The sequence below is a fragment of the Rhodoferax sp. GW821-FHT09E07 genome (assembly GCF_059416145.1).
The window spans coordinates 335,157-350,782 of the sequence record NZ_JBWKOP010000002.1; the positions used below are offsets into that span (position 1 = coordinate 335,157).

The 15,626-nt window shown below is 61.8% G+C and carries 16 protein-coding genes; 3 read left to right on the forward strand and 13 right to left on the reverse strand.

The window, feature by feature from the left end; all coding sequences use genetic code 11:
- Positions 1-2,391, reverse strand: a complete 2,391-nt coding sequence (ppsA, locus tag AC07OE_RS04780; RefSeq protein WP_495069420.1) for a phosphoenolpyruvate synthase — start codon at positions 2,389-2,391, stop codon at positions 1-3.
- 222 nt (positions 2,392-2,613) lie between these two features.
- Here ppsA and ppsR point away from each other — a divergent pair, with 222 nt between their 5' ends.
- Positions 2,614-3,435 (forward strand): posphoenolpyruvate synthetase regulatory kinase/phosphorylase PpsR, encoded by an 822-nt coding sequence (gene ppsR / locus AC07OE_RS04785; RefSeq protein ID WP_495069421.1) that lies wholly within the window; start codon positions 2,614-2,616, stop codon positions 3,433-3,435.
- Positions 3,436-3,503: 68 nt separating this feature from the next.
- Here the strand turns inward: ppsR and AC07OE_RS04790 are convergent, their stop codons facing one another.
- Positions 3,504-4,187: an ABC transporter ATP-binding protein gene (locus AC07OE_RS04790; RefSeq protein WP_495069422.1), complete on the reverse strand. Its 684-nt coding sequence runs from the start codon at positions 4,185-4,187 to the stop codon at positions 3,504-3,506.
- On the opposite strand from AC07OE_RS04790, the gene AC07OE_RS04795 reads away from it, so the two are divergent.
- Both AC07OE_RS04795 and mnmH read left to right on the forward strand, forming a co-directional pair.
- Complete coding sequence (locus tag AC07OE_RS04795; protein ID WP_495069423.1) at positions 4,186-4,842, forward strand: arylesterase; 657 nt, start codon at positions 4,186-4,188, stop codon at positions 4,840-4,842. The two genes, AC07OE_RS04790 and AC07OE_RS04795, sit on opposite strands and share 2 nt — an antisense overlap.
- Before the next feature lie 6 nt (positions 4,843-4,848).
- The gene (gene mnmH / locus AC07OE_RS04800; RefSeq protein ID WP_495069424.1) at positions 4,849-5,904 is read left to right on the forward strand and encodes a tRNA 2-selenouridine(34) synthase MnmH; all 1,056 of its coding nucleotides are present in this window, start codon (positions 4,849-4,851) and stop codon (positions 5,902-5,904) included.
- A 47-nt stretch (positions 5,905-5,951) separates the two neighbouring features.
- On the opposite strand, the gene AC07OE_RS04805 is transcribed toward mnmH, so the two are convergent.
- The 11 genes from AC07OE_RS04805 to hfq form a co-directional block, all read right to left on the reverse strand.
- On the reverse strand, positions 5,952-6,134 hold the full coding sequence (locus tag AC07OE_RS04805) for a hypothetical protein (RefSeq protein ID WP_495069425.1): 183 nt from the start codon (positions 6,132-6,134) through the stop codon (positions 5,952-5,954).
- 83 nt (positions 6,135-6,217) lie between these two features.
- Positions 6,218-7,051, reverse strand: a complete 834-nt coding sequence (locus AC07OE_RS04810; RefSeq protein WP_495069426.1) for a DUF2189 domain-containing protein — start codon at positions 7,049-7,051, stop codon at positions 6,218-6,220.
- Positions 7,052-7,120: 69 nt separating this feature from the next.
- Entirely contained in the window at positions 7,121-8,326 is a 1,206-nt protein-coding gene (locus AC07OE_RS04815; protein WP_495069427.1) for a PLP-dependent transferase, read from the reverse strand.
- 102 nt (positions 8,327-8,428) lie between these two features.
- Positions 8,429-8,953, reverse strand: a complete 525-nt coding sequence (locus AC07OE_RS04820) for a phosphoribosyltransferase (RefSeq protein WP_310339551.1) — start codon at positions 8,951-8,953, stop codon at positions 8,429-8,431.
- Between the two features lie 77 nt (positions 8,954-9,030).
- On the reverse strand, positions 9,031-10,407 hold the full coding sequence (locus AC07OE_RS04825; protein ID WP_495069428.1) for an adenylosuccinate synthase: 1,377 nt from the start codon (positions 10,405-10,407) through the stop codon (positions 9,031-9,033).
- 11 nt (positions 10,408-10,418) lie between these two features.
- A complete protein-coding gene (locus AC07OE_RS04830) occupies positions 10,419-11,567 on the reverse strand; it encodes an ATP phosphoribosyltransferase regulatory subunit (RefSeq protein WP_495069429.1) in 1,149 nt (382 codons plus the stop codon).
- A gap of 54 nt (positions 11,568-11,621) precedes the next feature.
- Positions 11,622-11,813: a DUF2065 domain-containing protein gene (locus tag AC07OE_RS04835; protein ID WP_495069430.1), complete on the reverse strand. Its 192-nt coding sequence runs from the start codon at positions 11,811-11,813 to the stop codon at positions 11,622-11,624.
- A gap of 3 nt (positions 11,814-11,816) precedes the next feature.
- The gene (gene hflC, locus AC07OE_RS04840; RefSeq protein WP_495069431.1) at positions 11,817-12,719 is read right to left on the reverse strand and encodes a protease modulator HflC; all 903 of its coding nucleotides are present in this window, start codon (positions 12,717-12,719) and stop codon (positions 11,817-11,819) included.
- Between the two features lie 9 nt (positions 12,720-12,728).
- Complete coding sequence (gene hflK, locus AC07OE_RS04845) at positions 12,729-14,105, reverse strand: FtsH protease activity modulator HflK (protein WP_495069432.1); 1,377 nt, start codon at positions 14,103-14,105, stop codon at positions 12,729-12,731.
- Between the two features lie 39 nt (positions 14,106-14,144).
- Positions 14,145-15,317: a GTPase HflX gene (gene hflX, locus AC07OE_RS04850; RefSeq protein ID WP_495069433.1), complete on the reverse strand. Its 1,173-nt coding sequence runs from the start codon at positions 15,315-15,317 to the stop codon at positions 14,145-14,147.
- Positions 15,318-15,364: 47 nt separating this feature from the next.
- Complete coding sequence (gene hfq, locus AC07OE_RS04855) at positions 15,365-15,613, reverse strand: RNA chaperone Hfq (protein ID WP_409034242.1); 249 nt, start codon at positions 15,611-15,613, stop codon at positions 15,365-15,367.
- Between the last annotated feature and the right edge of the window lie 13 nt (positions 15,614-15,626).

Below are 15,626 nucleotides of genomic sequence, written 5' to 3' on the forward strand. Positions count from 1 at the left end.
TCAACCCGCGAGCTGCTGCCAGGTGGCGACGACGGAGTCCGGGTTCAGCGAGATGGACGAAATGCCTTGCTGTTCCAGCCACTGCGCGAAATCAGGGTGGTCGCTGGGGCCCTGGCCGCAGATGCCGATGTACTTGCCCTGGCGCTTGCAAGCATCAATCGCCAGGCTGATCAGCGCCTTCACCGCAGGGTCACGCTCGTCAAAGTCGGCCGCCAGCAGCTCCAGGCCGGAATCGCGATCCAGGCCCAGTGTGAGCTGGGTCAGGTCGTTGGAGCCAATGGAGAAGCCATCGAAGTACTCCAGAAACTGGTCTGCCAGGATGGCGTTGCTCGGGATCTCGCACATCATCACCAGCTTGAGCTCGTTCTCACCGCGGCGCAGGCCGTGGCGGCCCAGCAACTCGGTGACCTTCTGGGCCTGGCCCAAGGTGCGCACAAAGGGCACCATGACCTGCACATTGGTGAGGCCCATGTCGTTGCGCACACGCTTCAAGGCCTCGCACTCCATGGCAAAGGCTTCGCCAAACTCGGTGCTGGTGTAACGCACGGCACCGCGGAAGCCCAGCATGGGGTTCTCTTCCTCAGGCTCGTAGCGGCTGCCACCGATGAGCTTGCGGTACTCGTTGCTCTTGAAGTCGGACAGGCGCACGATGACGGGCTTGGGCCAGAAGGCCGCGGCGATGGTGGCCACACCTTCGGCCACACGGTCCACATAGAAGGCCCGGGGCGAGGCATGGCCGCGGGCCACCGACTCCACAGCCTTCTTGAGGTCCGCGTCGACATTGGGATAGTCCAGGATGGCCTTGGGGTGCACACCAATGTTGTTGTTGATGATGAACTCCAGCCGCGCCAGGCCCACGCCCTGGTTGGGCAGTTGGCAGAAGTCAAACGCCAGCTGGGGGTTGCCCACGTTCATCATGATCTTGACCGGGATCTCGGGCATCTCGCCGCGCTGGACCTCGGACACTTCGGTCTCCAGCAGGCCGTCATAGATGAAGCCGGTATCGCCCTCGGCGCAACTTACGGTCACCAGCATGCCGTCTTTCAGCAAGTCGGTGGCATTGCCACAGCCCACCACAGCCGGGATACCGAGCTCGCGCGCGATGATGGCGGCGTGGCAGGTGCGACCACCGCGGTTGGTGACGATGGCGCTGGCGCGCTTCATCACAGGCTCCCAGTTGGGATCGGTCATGTCGGTCACCAGGATGTCCCCGGCCTGCACAGTGTCCATCTCGTTGATGTTGTGCACGATACGCACCGGGCCGGTACCGATCTTCTGTCCAATCGCGCGGCCTTCTACCAGCACCGCACCTTTGCCCTTGAGCTTGTAGCGGTACTCGGCCTGGTTGCCGGCCTGGCTCTTCACCGTTTCAGGGCGCGCCTGCAGGATGTACAGCTGGCCGTCTACACCGTCTTTGCCCCATTCGATGTCCATGGGGCGACCGTAATGCTCTTCGATCACCAAGGCGTACTTGGCCAGTTGCTCGACGTCGGCGTCCGTCAGCGAGTAGCGGTTGCGCAGCTCCGTGGGCACATCGGTAGTCTTCACCAACTTGCCGCCTGCAGCCTTTTCCTCGGGCGAGGTGAACACCATTTGCAGCAGCTTGGAGCCTAGGTTGCGGCGGATCAGCGCGCGCTTGCCGGCCTTGAGCATGGGCTTGTGCACATAGAATTCGTCGGGGTTCACAGCGCCCTGCACCACGGTTTCACCCAGGCCATAGCTGCTGGTGATGAACACCACTTGGTCAAAACCCGATTCGGTGTCGATGGTGAACATCACACCGGCCGCGCCCAGGTCGGAGCGCACCATGCGTTGCACGCCGGCAGACAGGGCCACCACGTCGTGGGCAAAGCCCTTGTGCACGCGGTAGCTGATGGCGCGGTCGTTGTAGAGGCTGGCAAAAACCTCCTTCATCTTGTGCAGCACATCTTCGATGCCCACCACATTGAGGAAGGTTTCCTGCTGGCCTGCAAAGGAGGCGTCGGGCAAATCTTCGGCCGTGGCCGACGAACGCACCGCAAAGCTGGCCTGGGCGTTGCCCGCGGACAGCGTGGCAAAAGCCTCGCGGATGGCTTTTTCCAGGTCGGCAGGGAAAGGCTGGGCCTCGACCATGGCGCGGATTTCAGCACCCACCTGCGCCAGGGCGCGCACATCCTCGGTGTCCAGATTCTTGAGTTTGGCGCTGATCTTGTCGGCCAAGCCGGCGTGGGCCAGGAACTGACGGAAGGCATGGGCCGTGGTGGCAAAGCCCGTGGGCACTTTCACGCCCTGGGGAAGTTGCGAAATCATCTCCCCCAGGGAGGCGTTCTTGCCCCCCACAGATTCCACATCGGCCATGCGCAGCAGCTCGAAGGGGACGACCAGGTCGGTCGGGTTGAAAAGTTTAGACATAGGATGCTCCAGAAGTTAAAACCTTTACAGGGCCCCGCGGGGAGATGTCACCCGCCTGCCGCTCGCGCAGAACCGTTCGTTTTCTGTTGTTGCTGTTATGGAATTACGAAGCGGTTACCAAATGCGCTAAATTGTGGTGATTGTAGGTGGCGTGGACGGTAGGTAAGACTACGCAGAGTCCGGGCGCGCTTGCAGATCACTGACACCCAGGACCCCAGCACCATGCCCCAACGCACCGTATTTTTCATTTCCGACGGCACCGGCATCACCGCCGAGACCTTCGGCAACGCCATCCTGGCGCAGTTTGAGATGAAGGCTCGCCACGTGCGACTGCCCTTTGTGGACACGGCCGACAAGGCCCACCAGGCGGTGCGGCAGATCAACCATACCGGGGTGGTGGATGGCAACAAACCCATTGTGTTCACCACGCTGGTGAACATGGAGATACTCAAAGTCATTCAGGAAGGCTGCCAGGGCATGCTGCTGGACATGTTCGGCATGTTTGTGCACCCGCTGGAAAACGAGCTGCAGATCAAGTCCAACCACCGCATTGGCCGCTTCAGCGACGCGAGCAAGAGCAAGGAATACCAGGACCGCATCGAGGCGATCAACTTCTCGCTGGCGCACGACGACGGCCAGAGTAACCGCGACCTGGAGCAAAGCGACGTGATCCTGGTGGGCGTGAGCCGCAGCGGCAAGACACCCACGTCGCTCTACCTGGCCATGCAGTACGGCTTGAAGGCGTCGAACTACCCGCTGATCCCCGAAGACTTCGAGCGCCGGCAGTTGCCCCCGGCCCTGGTACCCCACAAGGCCAAGATCTTCGGTTTGACGATTCAGCCGGAGCGCCTCTCCGAAATCCGCAACGAGCGCCGGCCCAACTCCAAATACGCGTCCATTGAAAACTGCCGCATGGAGGTGAGCGAGGCCGAGGCCATGATGCGGCGCACGGGCATCCGCTGGCTGTCCACCACCACCAAGTCCATCGAAGAGATCTCCACCACCATCCTGCAGGAGATCCACCCCGAGCGGCTGATGTACTAGGGTGCTACGGTTTCCATAGCTGCTTGCGCACTGTTGGCGGGGGCTAGCGGCCTATTTCTCTTGAAAACTCAGGCTGGTAGCTCAGCCAACACCTTGCCGGCCTCAATGGTGATGCGACGGTCGCAGCGCGCGGCAATGGCGCGGTCGTGTGTCACCAGCACCAGCGTCGTGCCCTGCTCCCGGTTCAGGTCAAACATCAGTTCCATGATCTTTTCGCCGGTGGCAAAGTCCAGGCTGCCTGTGGGCTCGTCGGCCAGCAGCACGGCGGGCTTCACCACAAAGGCGCGCGCCAGCGCCACGCGCTGCTGCTCGCCCCCGCTGAGCACCTTGGGGTAGGCATTCAACCGCTGGGCCAGACCCACACGCGCCAGCATCTCTGTGGCAGCGGCGCGGGCATCCTTGCGGCCGTCCAATTCGAGGGGAAGCATCACGTTTTCCAGCGCCGTTAGGTTGCCTAGCAACTGAAAGCTCTGGAACACAAAACCCACTTGGCGCGCCCGCAGCGCGGCCCGGGCATCTTCGTCAATAGTGAACAAATCGTGGCCGGCCAGGCGCACGGTGCCGCGGGTGGGAGTGTCCAGCCCGGCGATGATGGAGAGCAATGTGCTCTTGCCCGACCCGGATGCTCCAACGATGGCCGCGGTCTCGCGGGCTTTGAGTGCAAAATCAATGTCGCGCAGGATCTCCAGCGTGCCGGTGGAATCGGTCACCGCCTTGAAAACATGGTCAACCGAAATGATGGGATCTGACATGGGACTCTCTGTAGTTCGACGACACTGTAGCGCGCTGCTTATTTTGGCGGGATTCGCAGGGGCTTCTCCCCTGCCCGCCCAGGCTGCCGCCGCCAAACCCGTCACCATCGTGGTGGTGGGCGATTCATTGAGTGCCGAGTACGGCCTCAAGCGTGGCACGGGCTGGGTGGCCCTGATGGAACAGCGTCTGGTCCAGGACAAGGTCAATGCCAAGGTCGTCAACGCCAGCATTAGCGGCGACACCACCTCGGGCGGTCGCTCACGCCTGCCCGCCTTGCTGGCCCAACACCAGCCCACCGTGGTGGTGATCGAACTGGGCGGCAACGACGCGCTGCGTGGCCTGCCCCTGGCCATGACGCAGGACAACCTGCAAGCCATGACACAAGCCGCCCAGGCCGCCGGCGCCAAGGTGCTGCTGGCCGGCATGCAGGTGCCCCCCAACTACGGACAGGACTACACCAAGCGTTTCAGCGACACGTTTGCCACGGTGGCCAAGGCCAACAAAGCGGCGCTGGTGCCATTTCTGCTCAAGGGGGTGGCCGATGCGCCCAATGCGGCGCAGTTGTTCCAGGCCGACCGCATCCACCCCAAGGAAGAAGCCCATCCCACCATCCTCAACACCATGTGGCCCGCCGTGCGCGCGCTGCTGCGCTAAGCCTCTATGAGCTTGAAACTGATGGCTGCCGCCCAGGCCCTGGCACAACTGGACCAGTTTGATGCGGTGATCGACGCGCGCAGCGAAGGCGAGTACGCGCTTGACCACCTTCCCACAGCGCAAAACTGGCCCACGCTGCATGACGATGAGCGCGTCACCATTGGCACCCTGTACAAGCAGGTCAGCCCGTTTGAGGCACGCAAGCTGGGAGGGATAGCCGCCGCCCGCAATATCGCCAGCAACATCGAGGCCCATGCCCTGGACAAGCCAAAGCATTGGGCCCCGCTGGCCTATTGCTGGCGCGGCGGCCAGCGCAGCGGCTCATTGAGCCTGGTGCTGGACCAGATTGGCTTCAAGGTCACGCTGGTGGAAGGCGGCTACAAGGCTTTTCGCGCCGCCATGCTGGAGGACATCCCCCTGCAGGCCCAGCGCCTGCAATTTGAGGTGGTATGTGGCACCACCGGCTGTGGCAAAACCCGGCTTCTGCATGCGCTGGTCGCCGAAGGCGCTCAGGTGCTGGACCTGGAAGGCCTGGCCAACCACCGCAGCTCGCTGCTGGGCGCGGTGCCCGGCCTGCCCCAGCCCACGCAAAAGCGCTTTGACACGCTGGTATGGGACACGCTGCGCAAATTTGACGCGACCCGCCCCGTATATGTGGAGAGCGAGAGCAAAAAGATTGGCAACCTCACCCTGCCCAAGGCCCTGGTGGAGCGCATGCATGCCAGCCCGTGCCTGCAGCTCAGCCTGCCCACAGAGGAGCGCATCGCGCTGCTGCTGGAAGACTACAGCCATCTGGTGCAGGACACCGAATACTTTTGCCAGCGTCTGGATGTGATGGCGGAATTCCGAGGCAAGGTCGTGGTGCAGGGCTGGAAAGACCTGGTGCTGGCGGGCGACTTCCGCCCTGTCGTGCAAGACCTGCTGACCCAGCACTACGACCCGAGCTACCTGAAATCCATGCAGAACAACTTCCGCCATTTCGGCGTGGCGCGCAGTCTCAATGCCCCCAACCGGTCCATAGAGGCAATGCGCGAGCTGGCGCGGGCGCTCCTGGCGCCCTAGCAAATTGTGGCTGGGGGAATGGAAGGCGGGCTAGAGCAACTGGCCGCTCAAGCCGCGTCACCAGCGGAGCCTGTATCAGCAGGTGTGCCGGGCTCCGCATCGGTTTCGTCATTCTCAGGGGCATCGCCCGTGAGTTTGCGTTCAGCCTTGCTTTTGAGTTTTTCTTCTTTTTTCTTGCGCTTGGCCAGTTCTTTCTGACGCTTTTCGTAACCGTAATTGGGTGTTGCCAAGTTGTGCTTTCAGTTTGTTGGGAGCACTTTACCACCTTGGTGCCCAGTCGCTGGCCTGCACCTGCCGTTTACCCCGTGAATTGTTAGCCCTCAGCGGCGCCCTTCATCGCGTCTTCTTGCGAAGGCCATTGCACTGCGCCACGGTAGGCATGCCAGCTGGCATGCCCCAACCAGGGGCCCACCACCAGCAAGCCCAGACTCCAGGGCAGTAGCATGGCCAGAACGACCAGCGCCGTGAGCAAAACGCCCCAGAGCAGCATGACCGCCGTGTTGTGAAACACCACCTCAAGGCTGGTAATGGCGGCCGAGATGGCATCGGTGTCACGGTCCAGAATCATGGGAATGGACACCACCGCCGTGGCAAATACCAGCACGGCAAAGCCACCGCCCACCAGGGCGTAGGCCACCACAAACTCCCAGTTGCCCGGATTGAAAACGGCCTGAACGACCCCCGTGGTCGACGGCATACCCGTGTTGAAAAACACCGCGAACACCACCAGCGACGCCCTGCCCCACAACAATTCCAGCACGATCAGTACCAGCACCAACAACCCCATGCTGCCCAAGTGACTGTCCCAGCAAGTCACCGAGGCCCCCAGCTCGGGCACCAGGCCCAGCTCACGGCGGCGGCTGACCTCGTACAGCCCCATGGCGAGAAATGGCCCCAGCAGCAGACAGCCCGAGGCGATCGACAGGGTGTACTCCGGTTTGGACTGGAACACGGCCGTCAGTACCACCGCCATGAGGCAAAACGCAACGCCATAAAACATCGCGATGCCAGGATGGGCCAGCAAGTCGGCGGCACCCTTGCGCAACCACACCAAAGGCTGCAGCCCGTTCAAATGGACAATGGTCTTGCGCGGTGCCGTGGATGGCGGCGGGAAATATGGCTCGGGTTCGGGCGAAGAGGTCTGCATAGTGCCCACAGCCTACCCAGACCGTGGGGCTTTGCCTACTGAGGAAAACGCGCGGTTGACGCGCAAGCTTCAGCGCAGGACCTGCAGAGCCTGGGCAATGTCTGCCTGCAAATCCGCGACGTCTTCCAGACCAATGGAAAACCGCACCAGGGTACCCGGCAGCAAATGGGCAGGCCATCCCGAGCGCATGGTTTCCAGCTCGTAGGGCACCACCAGGCTGATCGGGCCGCCCCAGCTGTACCCCACGCGGAACAGCTTGAGTGCGTCGCAAAACGCATCCGTCTGCGCCTGGGTGAAGCGCCTGTCCAGAATCACACTGAACAGCCCCGCCGCCGTGCCATCGGCCCCGCCGCACAGGGCCTTCCAGTGCGCATGGCCCGGGGACTCTTCCAGCGCCGGGTGCAGCACCTGCACAAACTCGGGCTGGGTCTGGGCCCACGCGGCCAGGGCGCGCGTGGCCACATCGTGCGCACGGTAGCGCAGCGCGATGCTGGGCAGGGAACGCAGCACCAGCTCCACATCGTTCATGCCCACGCCAATGCCAAAGCGCATATGGGTGAGCTTGAGCTTGAGGTGCAGGGCGGCATCCCGCGTGATGACACTGCCCATGAGCACATCACCGCCACCGCTGGGGTACTTGGTCAGCGCATGGGCCGACACGTCTACCCCCACCGTCGGGCTGGCGCCAGGCACCAGGTCAAACGGACAAAAGGCCAGACCCGCACCCCAGGTGTTGTCCAGCGCCGTCAGCACCCGGCGGCGTTGGCAGATGCGGACCATTTCCACCAGGTTGGGAAATTCCAGCGAGACCGAACCCGCGGCTTCCAGCCAGACCAGCTTGGTACGGCTGGAGATTTGCGCCTCCAGGTCCTCGGGATCCATGGGGTTGTAGTACTGGTGGGTAATGCCCCAGCCCATGAGTTCGCCCTCGACCAGGGACTTGTTGGGCCCATAGGCGTTATCCGGCAACAACACTTCATCGCCACTTTTGAGCAACGACAAAGCGACCAGCCCGAGTGCAGCCAGTCCACTGGGGACCAGCAGGCATTGCGTACCGCCTTCCAGCGTGGCCAGGCGCTCTTCCAGTGCATAACTGGTGGGCGTGCCGTGCAGGCCGTAGGTGTACGCGCTTTTGTCCTTCCACTCGAAGCTGCGCATGGCAGCCACCGAGGGAAAGAACACGGTAGACGCCTTGAAGACACCGGGTTGCGGCGCCTCAAAGCCTTCCGGCGGAACGTAGGGGTGGTGAATGAGACCGGTGGTGGGATGTGTCATATCGGATCAGAGAAGCAACAACCCGCCGCCGGGCCGCCCCCAAGGCGGGTTAGCCCCCCAGGGGGGCAGCGACCCGCGCAGCGGCGGTGCGTGGGGGCAGGATCACACCGACCATTTCTGGATCAGCTGCTGCGGGCGCAGAGAGTCATAGCCTTCAAACGGCTGGTGGATCCAGGGGTTGGTAGGCAGGAATTCCACCGAGTAATCGGGCGTGAAGGTGCTCAGGGCCTTGGTCCAGATCACCGCGCTGCGCAGCTCGCTGATGGGCTTGTAATTGTTCTTGAGCTGGTGGATCACGGCATTGAGCGTGTGGCCAGAGTCTGCCAGGTCGTCCACCAGCAGCACGCGGCCGGCAATCTCACCCTTGGGGGTGGTGATGAAGCGGGCGATGTCCAGGTTGCCCTGCTGCGTGCCGGCCTCGGCGCGGTAGGAACTGGTGGACATGATGGCCAAGGGCTTGTCGAACACGCGCGAGAGGATGTCACCGGGGCGCATGCCACCGCGGGCCAGGCACAGGATGGTGTCGAACTCCCAACCTGACTGGAAGATCTTGATCGCCAGTTTTTCAATCAGGTTGTGGTACTCGTCGTAGCTCACATACAGGTGCTTGCCGTCTTCTGTCAACATCAGAGTGCTCCTAAATTAGTAGCTGCTTGCGCAATATTTACGGGGGCTAGAGGGCTAATTAGCTTCAAACCAGGCAATCACTCGGCCAGGTAGGGGTGCTTCATCATGATGGTGTGGTCCCGGTCCGGACTGGTGGACACCATGTGAATGGGCACGCCCGTGACTTGCTCGATGCGCTGCAGGTACAGGCGCGCAGCCACGGGCAGCTTGTCGTACTGGGTCACGCCCACGGTGCTGTCGCTCCAGCCTTCCATGGTTTCGTAAATCGGCTTGCAGCGCGCAATGTCGTCAGCGCCCATGGGGAGGATGTCCACCACTTCGCCGTCCAGCTCGTAGCCGGTGCACAGCAACAACTCCTTGAGACCGTCCAGCACGTCCAGCTTAGTGATGCACAGGCCGGACAGACCGTTCACCTGGGCCGAGCGCTTGAGCAACGCCGCGTCAAACCAGCCGCAGCGGCGCGAGCGGCCGGTGGTCACGCCCTTCTCGGCACCCACGGTGCTCATGTGGTAACCGGGTGTGCCCTCCACTTCCCAGTCCAGCTCGGTGGGGAACGGGCCGCCGCCCACGCGGGTGCAGTAGGCCTTGGTGATGCCCAGGATGTAGTGCAGCATGCCCGGGCCCACGCCAGCACCGGCAGCGGCGTTGCCGGCCACGCAGTTGCTGGAGGTGACATAGGGGTAGGTGCCATGGTCCACGTCCAGCAGCGTTCCCTGCGCGCCTTCGAACAGCAGGTTGGCGCCGTGTTCGTGCGCATCGTTGAGTTCGCGCGAGACGTCAGCCATCATGGGCTTGAGCAGTTCGGCGTGGCGCATGGCTTCGGCGTATACCGGCTCGAACTGCACCTGGCCGTCCTTCATGTAAGGCGCCAGCATGGGACCGAAATCAAATGCGGCAGAGCCCAGGTAACTGGTCAGCACATGGTTGTGCAGGTCCAGCAGTTCGCGCAGCTTGGCGGCAAAACGCTCGGGGTATTTCAGGTCCTGCACGCGCAGTGCGCGGCGGGCAATCTTGTCTTCGTAGGCGGGGCCAATGCCACGACCGGTGGTGCCGATCTTGGCGGTGCCGCCCTTTTCACGGAAGGCTTCGCGCGCCACGTCCAGCGCGGCGTGGAACGGCAGGATCAGAGGGCAGGCCTCGCTGATGCGCAGGCGCGAACGAAGCTCCACCCCCACTTTTTCCAGGCCTTCAATTTCTTCAAACAACTTGGCGGCGGACAGCACCACACCGTTACCGATGTAGCACTTGACGCCGGGACGCATGATGCCGCTGGGAATCAGGTGCAGGGCGGTCTTCACGCCGTTGATGACCAAGGTGTGGCCCGCGTTGTGGCCGCCCTGGAAGCGCACCACGCCCTGCGCGCTTTCAGTGAGCCAATCGACCAGTTTGCCCTTGCCCTCGTCGCCCCACTGGGTGCCCACGACCACTACATTTCGACCTTTGGTTGTATTCATTTCGCTTTGCTCTAGATTGCTGTTACGACCCACTGACCGGCGGCTTGCACCAATTCGCGGTCGCACTGAAACTCATCGACTTCACTCTCGTGCCCCGGCAGTACACACACCACCGTTTCACCCTGCTGGCGCAGCTGGGCGATGGCAGTACGCAACGCCGCCGCCTCACCCCAAGGCGCGCGGATGGCCGCCCGCAGGGGGCGCACGGCCGCAGCACCAACCAACACTTTCACGTCCAGGCTGAACCCCACGGCCGGGCGCTTGCGGCCAAACACTGAGCCCACTTCGTCGTAGCGGCCTCCGCGTGCCAGGGCATCGCTGGCACCCGCCGCGTAGACAGAAAACCGCACACCGGTGTAATAGGCGTAGCCGCGCAAGTCCGCCAGGTCAAACGACACGCGAACACCTTCCAAATGACGAGCCAGCCACTTCAAATGGTCCAACGCCTCATGGATGGCAGGCAAAGGCGGCAAGACCTTGCGGGCATGATCCAGCACTTGGGCATCGCCATACAGGTCGACCAAAGCCAGAAGCCCTTGTGCGATCGCCGGGGGGCAATGCTTCACGAGTAACGTCAATTCGCTGCTGTCCTTGGCTGCCAGCGCCGCATGCACCAGCGCCTGCTGCGCTGTGTCCAGACCACTCTGGGTCAGCAAGGCCACCACGATACGTGCATCGGCCATGTCAACCGTCAGCGTGCCCACTTGGGCCGTCTTGAGGGCGTCCAGGGCCAGGGTGAGGATTTCAAGATCGGCTTCCAGGCCCGAGTGACCATAGATTTCGGCGCCAAACTGCAAGGGTTCACGGGTCGCATGTGGCACCGCGGGACGGGTGTGCAACACCGGGCCGCAGTAACACAGGCGAGTAACCCCCTGGCGGTTCAGCAAATGGGCATCGATGCGGGCAGCCTGCGGTGTGCTGTCAGCGCGCAACCCCATGGTTCGGCCTGAGAGCTGGTCCACCAGCTTGAAGGTTTGCAGGTCCAGAGCCTCACCCGTGCCCGACAACAGGGACTCCAGGTGTTCCAGCATGGGGGGCATAACCAGCTCGTAGCCATAGCAGCGTGCCATGTCCAGCAGGTCTCGACGTATTTCTTCGATGTGGCGCGCTTCAGACGGCAGCACATCGGCAATGTGATCCGGCAGGACCCAAGCAGACATGGAATTGGAGGGGGCTGTTAAAACAGCGATTTTACCGGGCTTGGGACCCGGTTTTCAGGGCACGAGCCACCAAATCGTGATCAAGCCCGCCAAGATGCTGAGCAAACCGAAGAATCGGATCTGCCCATCCTGCAGCTGCAGCAGCTGCGCAAACATGCGGCGCCACCCTGTGGGGGAGATGAAGGGGAACAAGCCTTCAATCACCAACACCAAGGCCAGCGCCACCCACAGGGTATCGGCGCTCAAGGTTTACTTCTTGGCGGCGGCAGTACCGTTGCCACCGTTGCGGAATACCTTGAAGAATTCCGAAGAACTAGGGTCCAGCACCATGACATCACTCTTGTTGGCGAAGCTGGCCTTGTAGGCATCCAGGCTGCGGTAGAACTGGGCAAACTGCGGGTCCTTGCCAAATGCTTCGGCGTAAATACGCGCCGCTTCTGCATCACCCTCACCCTTGATTTTTTGGGCATCACGGTAAGCGTTAGCAATCGTCACTTCGCGCTGGCGGTCCGCATCCGCGCGGATTTTTTCGCCTTCGGCGGCACCGGTAGAGCGCAGCTCATTGGCCACCCGCTTGCGCTCGGCCTCCATACGGCGATAGACCGATTCGGTGATCGCTTCTACATAGTCCACGCGGGTGATACGCACATCCACCACGTCCACGCCCCAGGGCTTGGCACCACGCACCTTTTCCAGCACCTCGGTCTTCACATCGGCCATCAGCGCCTCGCGCTTGAGAGACAGCAACTCTTTCACCGTGCGCTTGTTGATTTCTTCCTGGAAGGCATTGCGCACCACGCGGTTGAGCTGGCTGGCACCGGCGCTTTCGTTCAAGCCCACGTTTCGGATGTACTCGCTGGGCTCGGTAATGCGCCAGCGCACATACCAGTCAATCACCACGCGCTGCTTCTCCGCCGTCAGCATGGGCTCGGCATCGGTGCTGTCCAGCGTCAACAGACGCTTGTCGATGTAGGACACGTTCTGGAACGGGGGCGGCAGCTTGAAGTTCAGGCCAGGCTCGGTAATGACTTCCTTGATCTGGCCCAGCGCGTACACCACGCCAAACTGGCGTTGGTCCACCACAAACAACGTGGAACTGGCCAAGGCCAACACCACCAGCAACGACGAAAAAATAAATCCGATCCGGTTCATGGTCAGTTCCTAGCGCGAATCGCGGTCACGGGTACGCGACGCATCGCGGCCACGTGCATCGTTGTTCAAAATGGTCACCGCCGCCGGTACAGTGGTGGTGGCCGTGCTGGCTGGCGCGGCAGCATCTGCCACGGGCGCCTGGGCTCCATTCATTTGCAGCACCTTGTCCAGCGGCAGGTACAGCATGTTGCCGCCCTGGCGGGACTCGACCAATACCTTGGTCACGTTGCCGTAGATCTGTTGCATGGTGTCCAGGTACATGCGATCACGTGTAACCTGCGGCGCTTTCTGGTATTCGGCGTACACCGAACGGAAGCGTTGCGCATCACCCTGCGCCTGCGCCACCACGCGGGCCTTGTAGGCATCGGCCTCTTCCTTCAGGCGCGAGGCGGAACCGACTGCACGCGGAACGACGTCGTTGGCATAGGCTTGGGCTTCGTTCTTGGAGCGCTCGCGCTCCTGGCCTGCCTTGAGTACATCGTCAAAGGACGCCTGAACTTGCTCAGGCGGACGCACACCACCCTGCTGCAAGTTGATGCCCACAATCTCCACACCCACCTTGTAGCGATCCAGGATGGTCTGCATCAAGGCTCGCACCCGCGGAGCAATCTGGTCGCGCTCTTCCGACAGCGCCGCATCCATCTTCATCTTGCCCAGCACTTCACGCACAGCCGTTTCAGCAGCCTGGACAACGGCCTCGTCGGGCTTCTTGCTTTCAAACAAGAAGGCACGCGCGTCGCTCAGGCGGTATTGCACCGCGAACTTGATGTCCAAGATATTTTCGTCTTCAGTCAGCATGGCTGACTCTTTGAGACCGGTGGCCTTCAGCACCACGTCGCGGCCCACATCCACTGAGCGGATTTGGCTCACAAATACCAGCTCGTGTTTCTCGATGGGGTATGGAAGGCGCCAGTTGAAACCCGCGTTGACCGTGGACTTGTACTTGCCAAACTGGGTAATGACCGCTTGCTGGCCTTCCTGCACGATGAAAAAGCCGGTGCCCAACCAAATCAGCAACAACACACCAACGATCAATCCAATGCCGATACCAGCGCTTTTCATGTCGGGTTGGAAACCGCCACCATTGCCACCGTTGCCGGTGCCTTGCGGCTTGGAGCCGCCACCAAAGAGGCCACTGAGCTTGCGATTGAAGTCGCGCCACAACTCATCCAAGTCGGGAGGTCCCGATTGGGCCGCACCACGATGACCCGGTTGCGTGCCCACATGGGGTTTGCTCGCTTCGGGCGGCGATGCCGGCGGCTCGGCTCCCTCCCCCTCCGGCTGTTTGTCCTCGCCCCTGCCCCAACGCGAATCGTTAAGGTTGAACATATGGCGCATCCACTGCGGGCGACGAAGCCCCAGGAGGGAAAGCGTGGGAATTTTCATGGTTTTGTCTCGCATACAACTGCTGACGATTGTGCCTAACTAATCACCGTCCCCAGACGAATCAGGGGAATACGCGGGCGCAAGGTCTGCCTCCACCGGCAGTACGGCCATCTGGGCCAGACGTTGGCGCAACAAAGGCATGCCTTTGTTGTCCCGTGCACTGACAAACACCCGCGGAGTTTGTACGCCGCTCACCTCGTACTCGTCTTCCAACCGCAAAGGCTGATGCTCCGCGTCCAGGGCATCGATCTTGTTGAACACCAACAATTGCGGAATATGGTCGGCACCAATCTCTGCCAGCACCGCCTGTACTTGGGCAATCTGCTCCGGGAAATTAGGGTTGGAAGCGTCCACGACGTGGAGTAGCAAGTCAGCATCAATCGCTTCCTGCAAGGTGGCCTGAAAGGCATCGACCAATCCGTGCGGTAGATCCCGAATGAAGCCCACGGTATCCGACAGCGACACAGAACGCTGGGCATCACCCAGGTACAGCTGACGCGTGGTCGTGTCCAGGGTGGCAAATAGCTGATCCGCAGCGTAGGCACGCGCCTTCACCAGCGCGTTGAACAAGGTTGATTTGCCCGCGTTGGTGTAGCCGATCAGGGAAATATTGAAAGCGTCACGACGTTCACGCTGCCTGCGTTGGGTTTGCCGCTGGCGCTTGACCTTGGTCAGGCGCTCTTTGGTGCGCTTGATCGTTTCGCTGATCATGCGGCGGTCCAACTCGATCTGCTTTTCACCTGGGCCTCCACGTACCCCGGCGCCACCGGTTTGGCGCTCCAAGTGGGACCAACGGCGCACCAGCCGCGTGCTCAGGTACTGCAGGCGTGCAAGCTCGACTTGCAACTTGCCTTCGTGGCTACGCGCACGCTGAGCAAAGATTTCTAAAATCAGAAAAGTGCGGTCATTCACCGGCAGCTCGATGTGGCGCTCCAGATTGCGCTGCTGACCAGGGCTTAGTGACTGGTCAAACAGAATCTCCTGGGCGCCCAGCTGCTGGGCCAGCATCTTGATTTCGTCGGCTTTCCCGGAACCCACGAAGAGGGCAGCGTCCGGGGCTCTGCGCTTGCAGGTAAGGCGCGCAACCGGGCTCAAGCCCGCCGTTTGCGCTAGCAGGCCCAACTCCTCGAGCTCACCATCGAAATTGGGAACGCCCAAATCCACCCCGACCAGAATGGTCGGGGCGACGGGCAAATCAGTGCGATTGGTCAAAAGGGCGTCTGGCCTATCAAACAGCTGCGGGCATGGCGCCCGCAGAATTAGGCTGCGCCAGCGTCGTCTGCCGTGGCGGCGGCAAGATTCACTGCACGCCCCGGGACGATGGTGGAGATGGCGTGCTTGTAGACCATCTGGGTCACCGTGTTGCGGAGCAACACGACGTACTGGTCGAAGGATTCAATTTGTCCCTGGAGTTTGATGCCGTTGACCAAATAAATGGAAACCGGCACATGTTCCCGACGCAGGGCGTTGAGGAACGGGTCTTGTAACAGCTGACCTTTGTTGTTCACGATATTCTCCGTG

Bases quoted from the DNA above. Each gene is read 5' to 3' on its own strand.
- ppsA (WP_495069420.1), bottom strand. From the start codon at position 2,391: ATGTCTAAACTTTTCAACCCGACCGACCTGGTCGTCCCCTTCGAGCTG.
- ppsR (WP_495069421.1), top strand. From the start codon at position 2,614: ATGCCCCAACGCACCGTATTTTTCATTTCCGACGGCACCGGCATCACC.
- AC07OE_RS04795 (WP_495069423.1), top strand. From the start codon at position 4,186: ATGGGACTCTCTGTAGTTCGACGACACTGTAGCGCGCTGCTTATTTTG.
- AC07OE_RS04790 (WP_495069422.1), bottom strand. From the start codon at position 4,187: ATGTCAGATCCCATCATTTCGGTTGACCATGTTTTCAAGGCGGTGACC.
- mnmH (WP_495069424.1), top strand. From the start codon at position 4,849: ATGAGCTTGAAACTGATGGCTGCCGCCCAGGCCCTGGCACAACTGGAC.
- AC07OE_RS04810 (WP_495069426.1), bottom strand. From the start codon at position 7,051: ATGCAGACCTCTTCGCCCGAACCCGAGCCATATTTCCCGCCGCCATCC.
- AC07OE_RS04815 (WP_495069427.1), bottom strand. From the start codon at position 8,326: ATGACACATCCCACCACCGGTCTCATTCACCACCCCTACGTTCCGCCG.
- AC07OE_RS04820 (WP_310339551.1), bottom strand. From the start codon at position 8,953: ATGTTGACAGAAGACGGCAAGCACCTGTATGTGAGCTACGACGAGTAC.
- AC07OE_RS04825 (WP_495069428.1), bottom strand. From the start codon at position 10,407: ATGAATACAACCAAAGGTCGAAATGTAGTGGTCGTGGGCACCCAGTGG.
- AC07OE_RS04830 (WP_495069429.1), bottom strand. From the start codon at position 11,567: ATGTCTGCTTGGGTCCTGCCGGATCACATTGCCGATGTGCTGCCGTCT.
- hflC (WP_495069431.1), bottom strand. From the start codon at position 12,719: ATGAACCGGATCGGATTTATTTTTTCGTCGTTGCTGGTGGTGTTGGCC.
- hflK (WP_495069432.1), bottom strand. From the start codon at position 14,105: ATGAAAATTCCCACGCTTTCCCTCCTGGGGCTTCGTCGCCCGCAGTGG.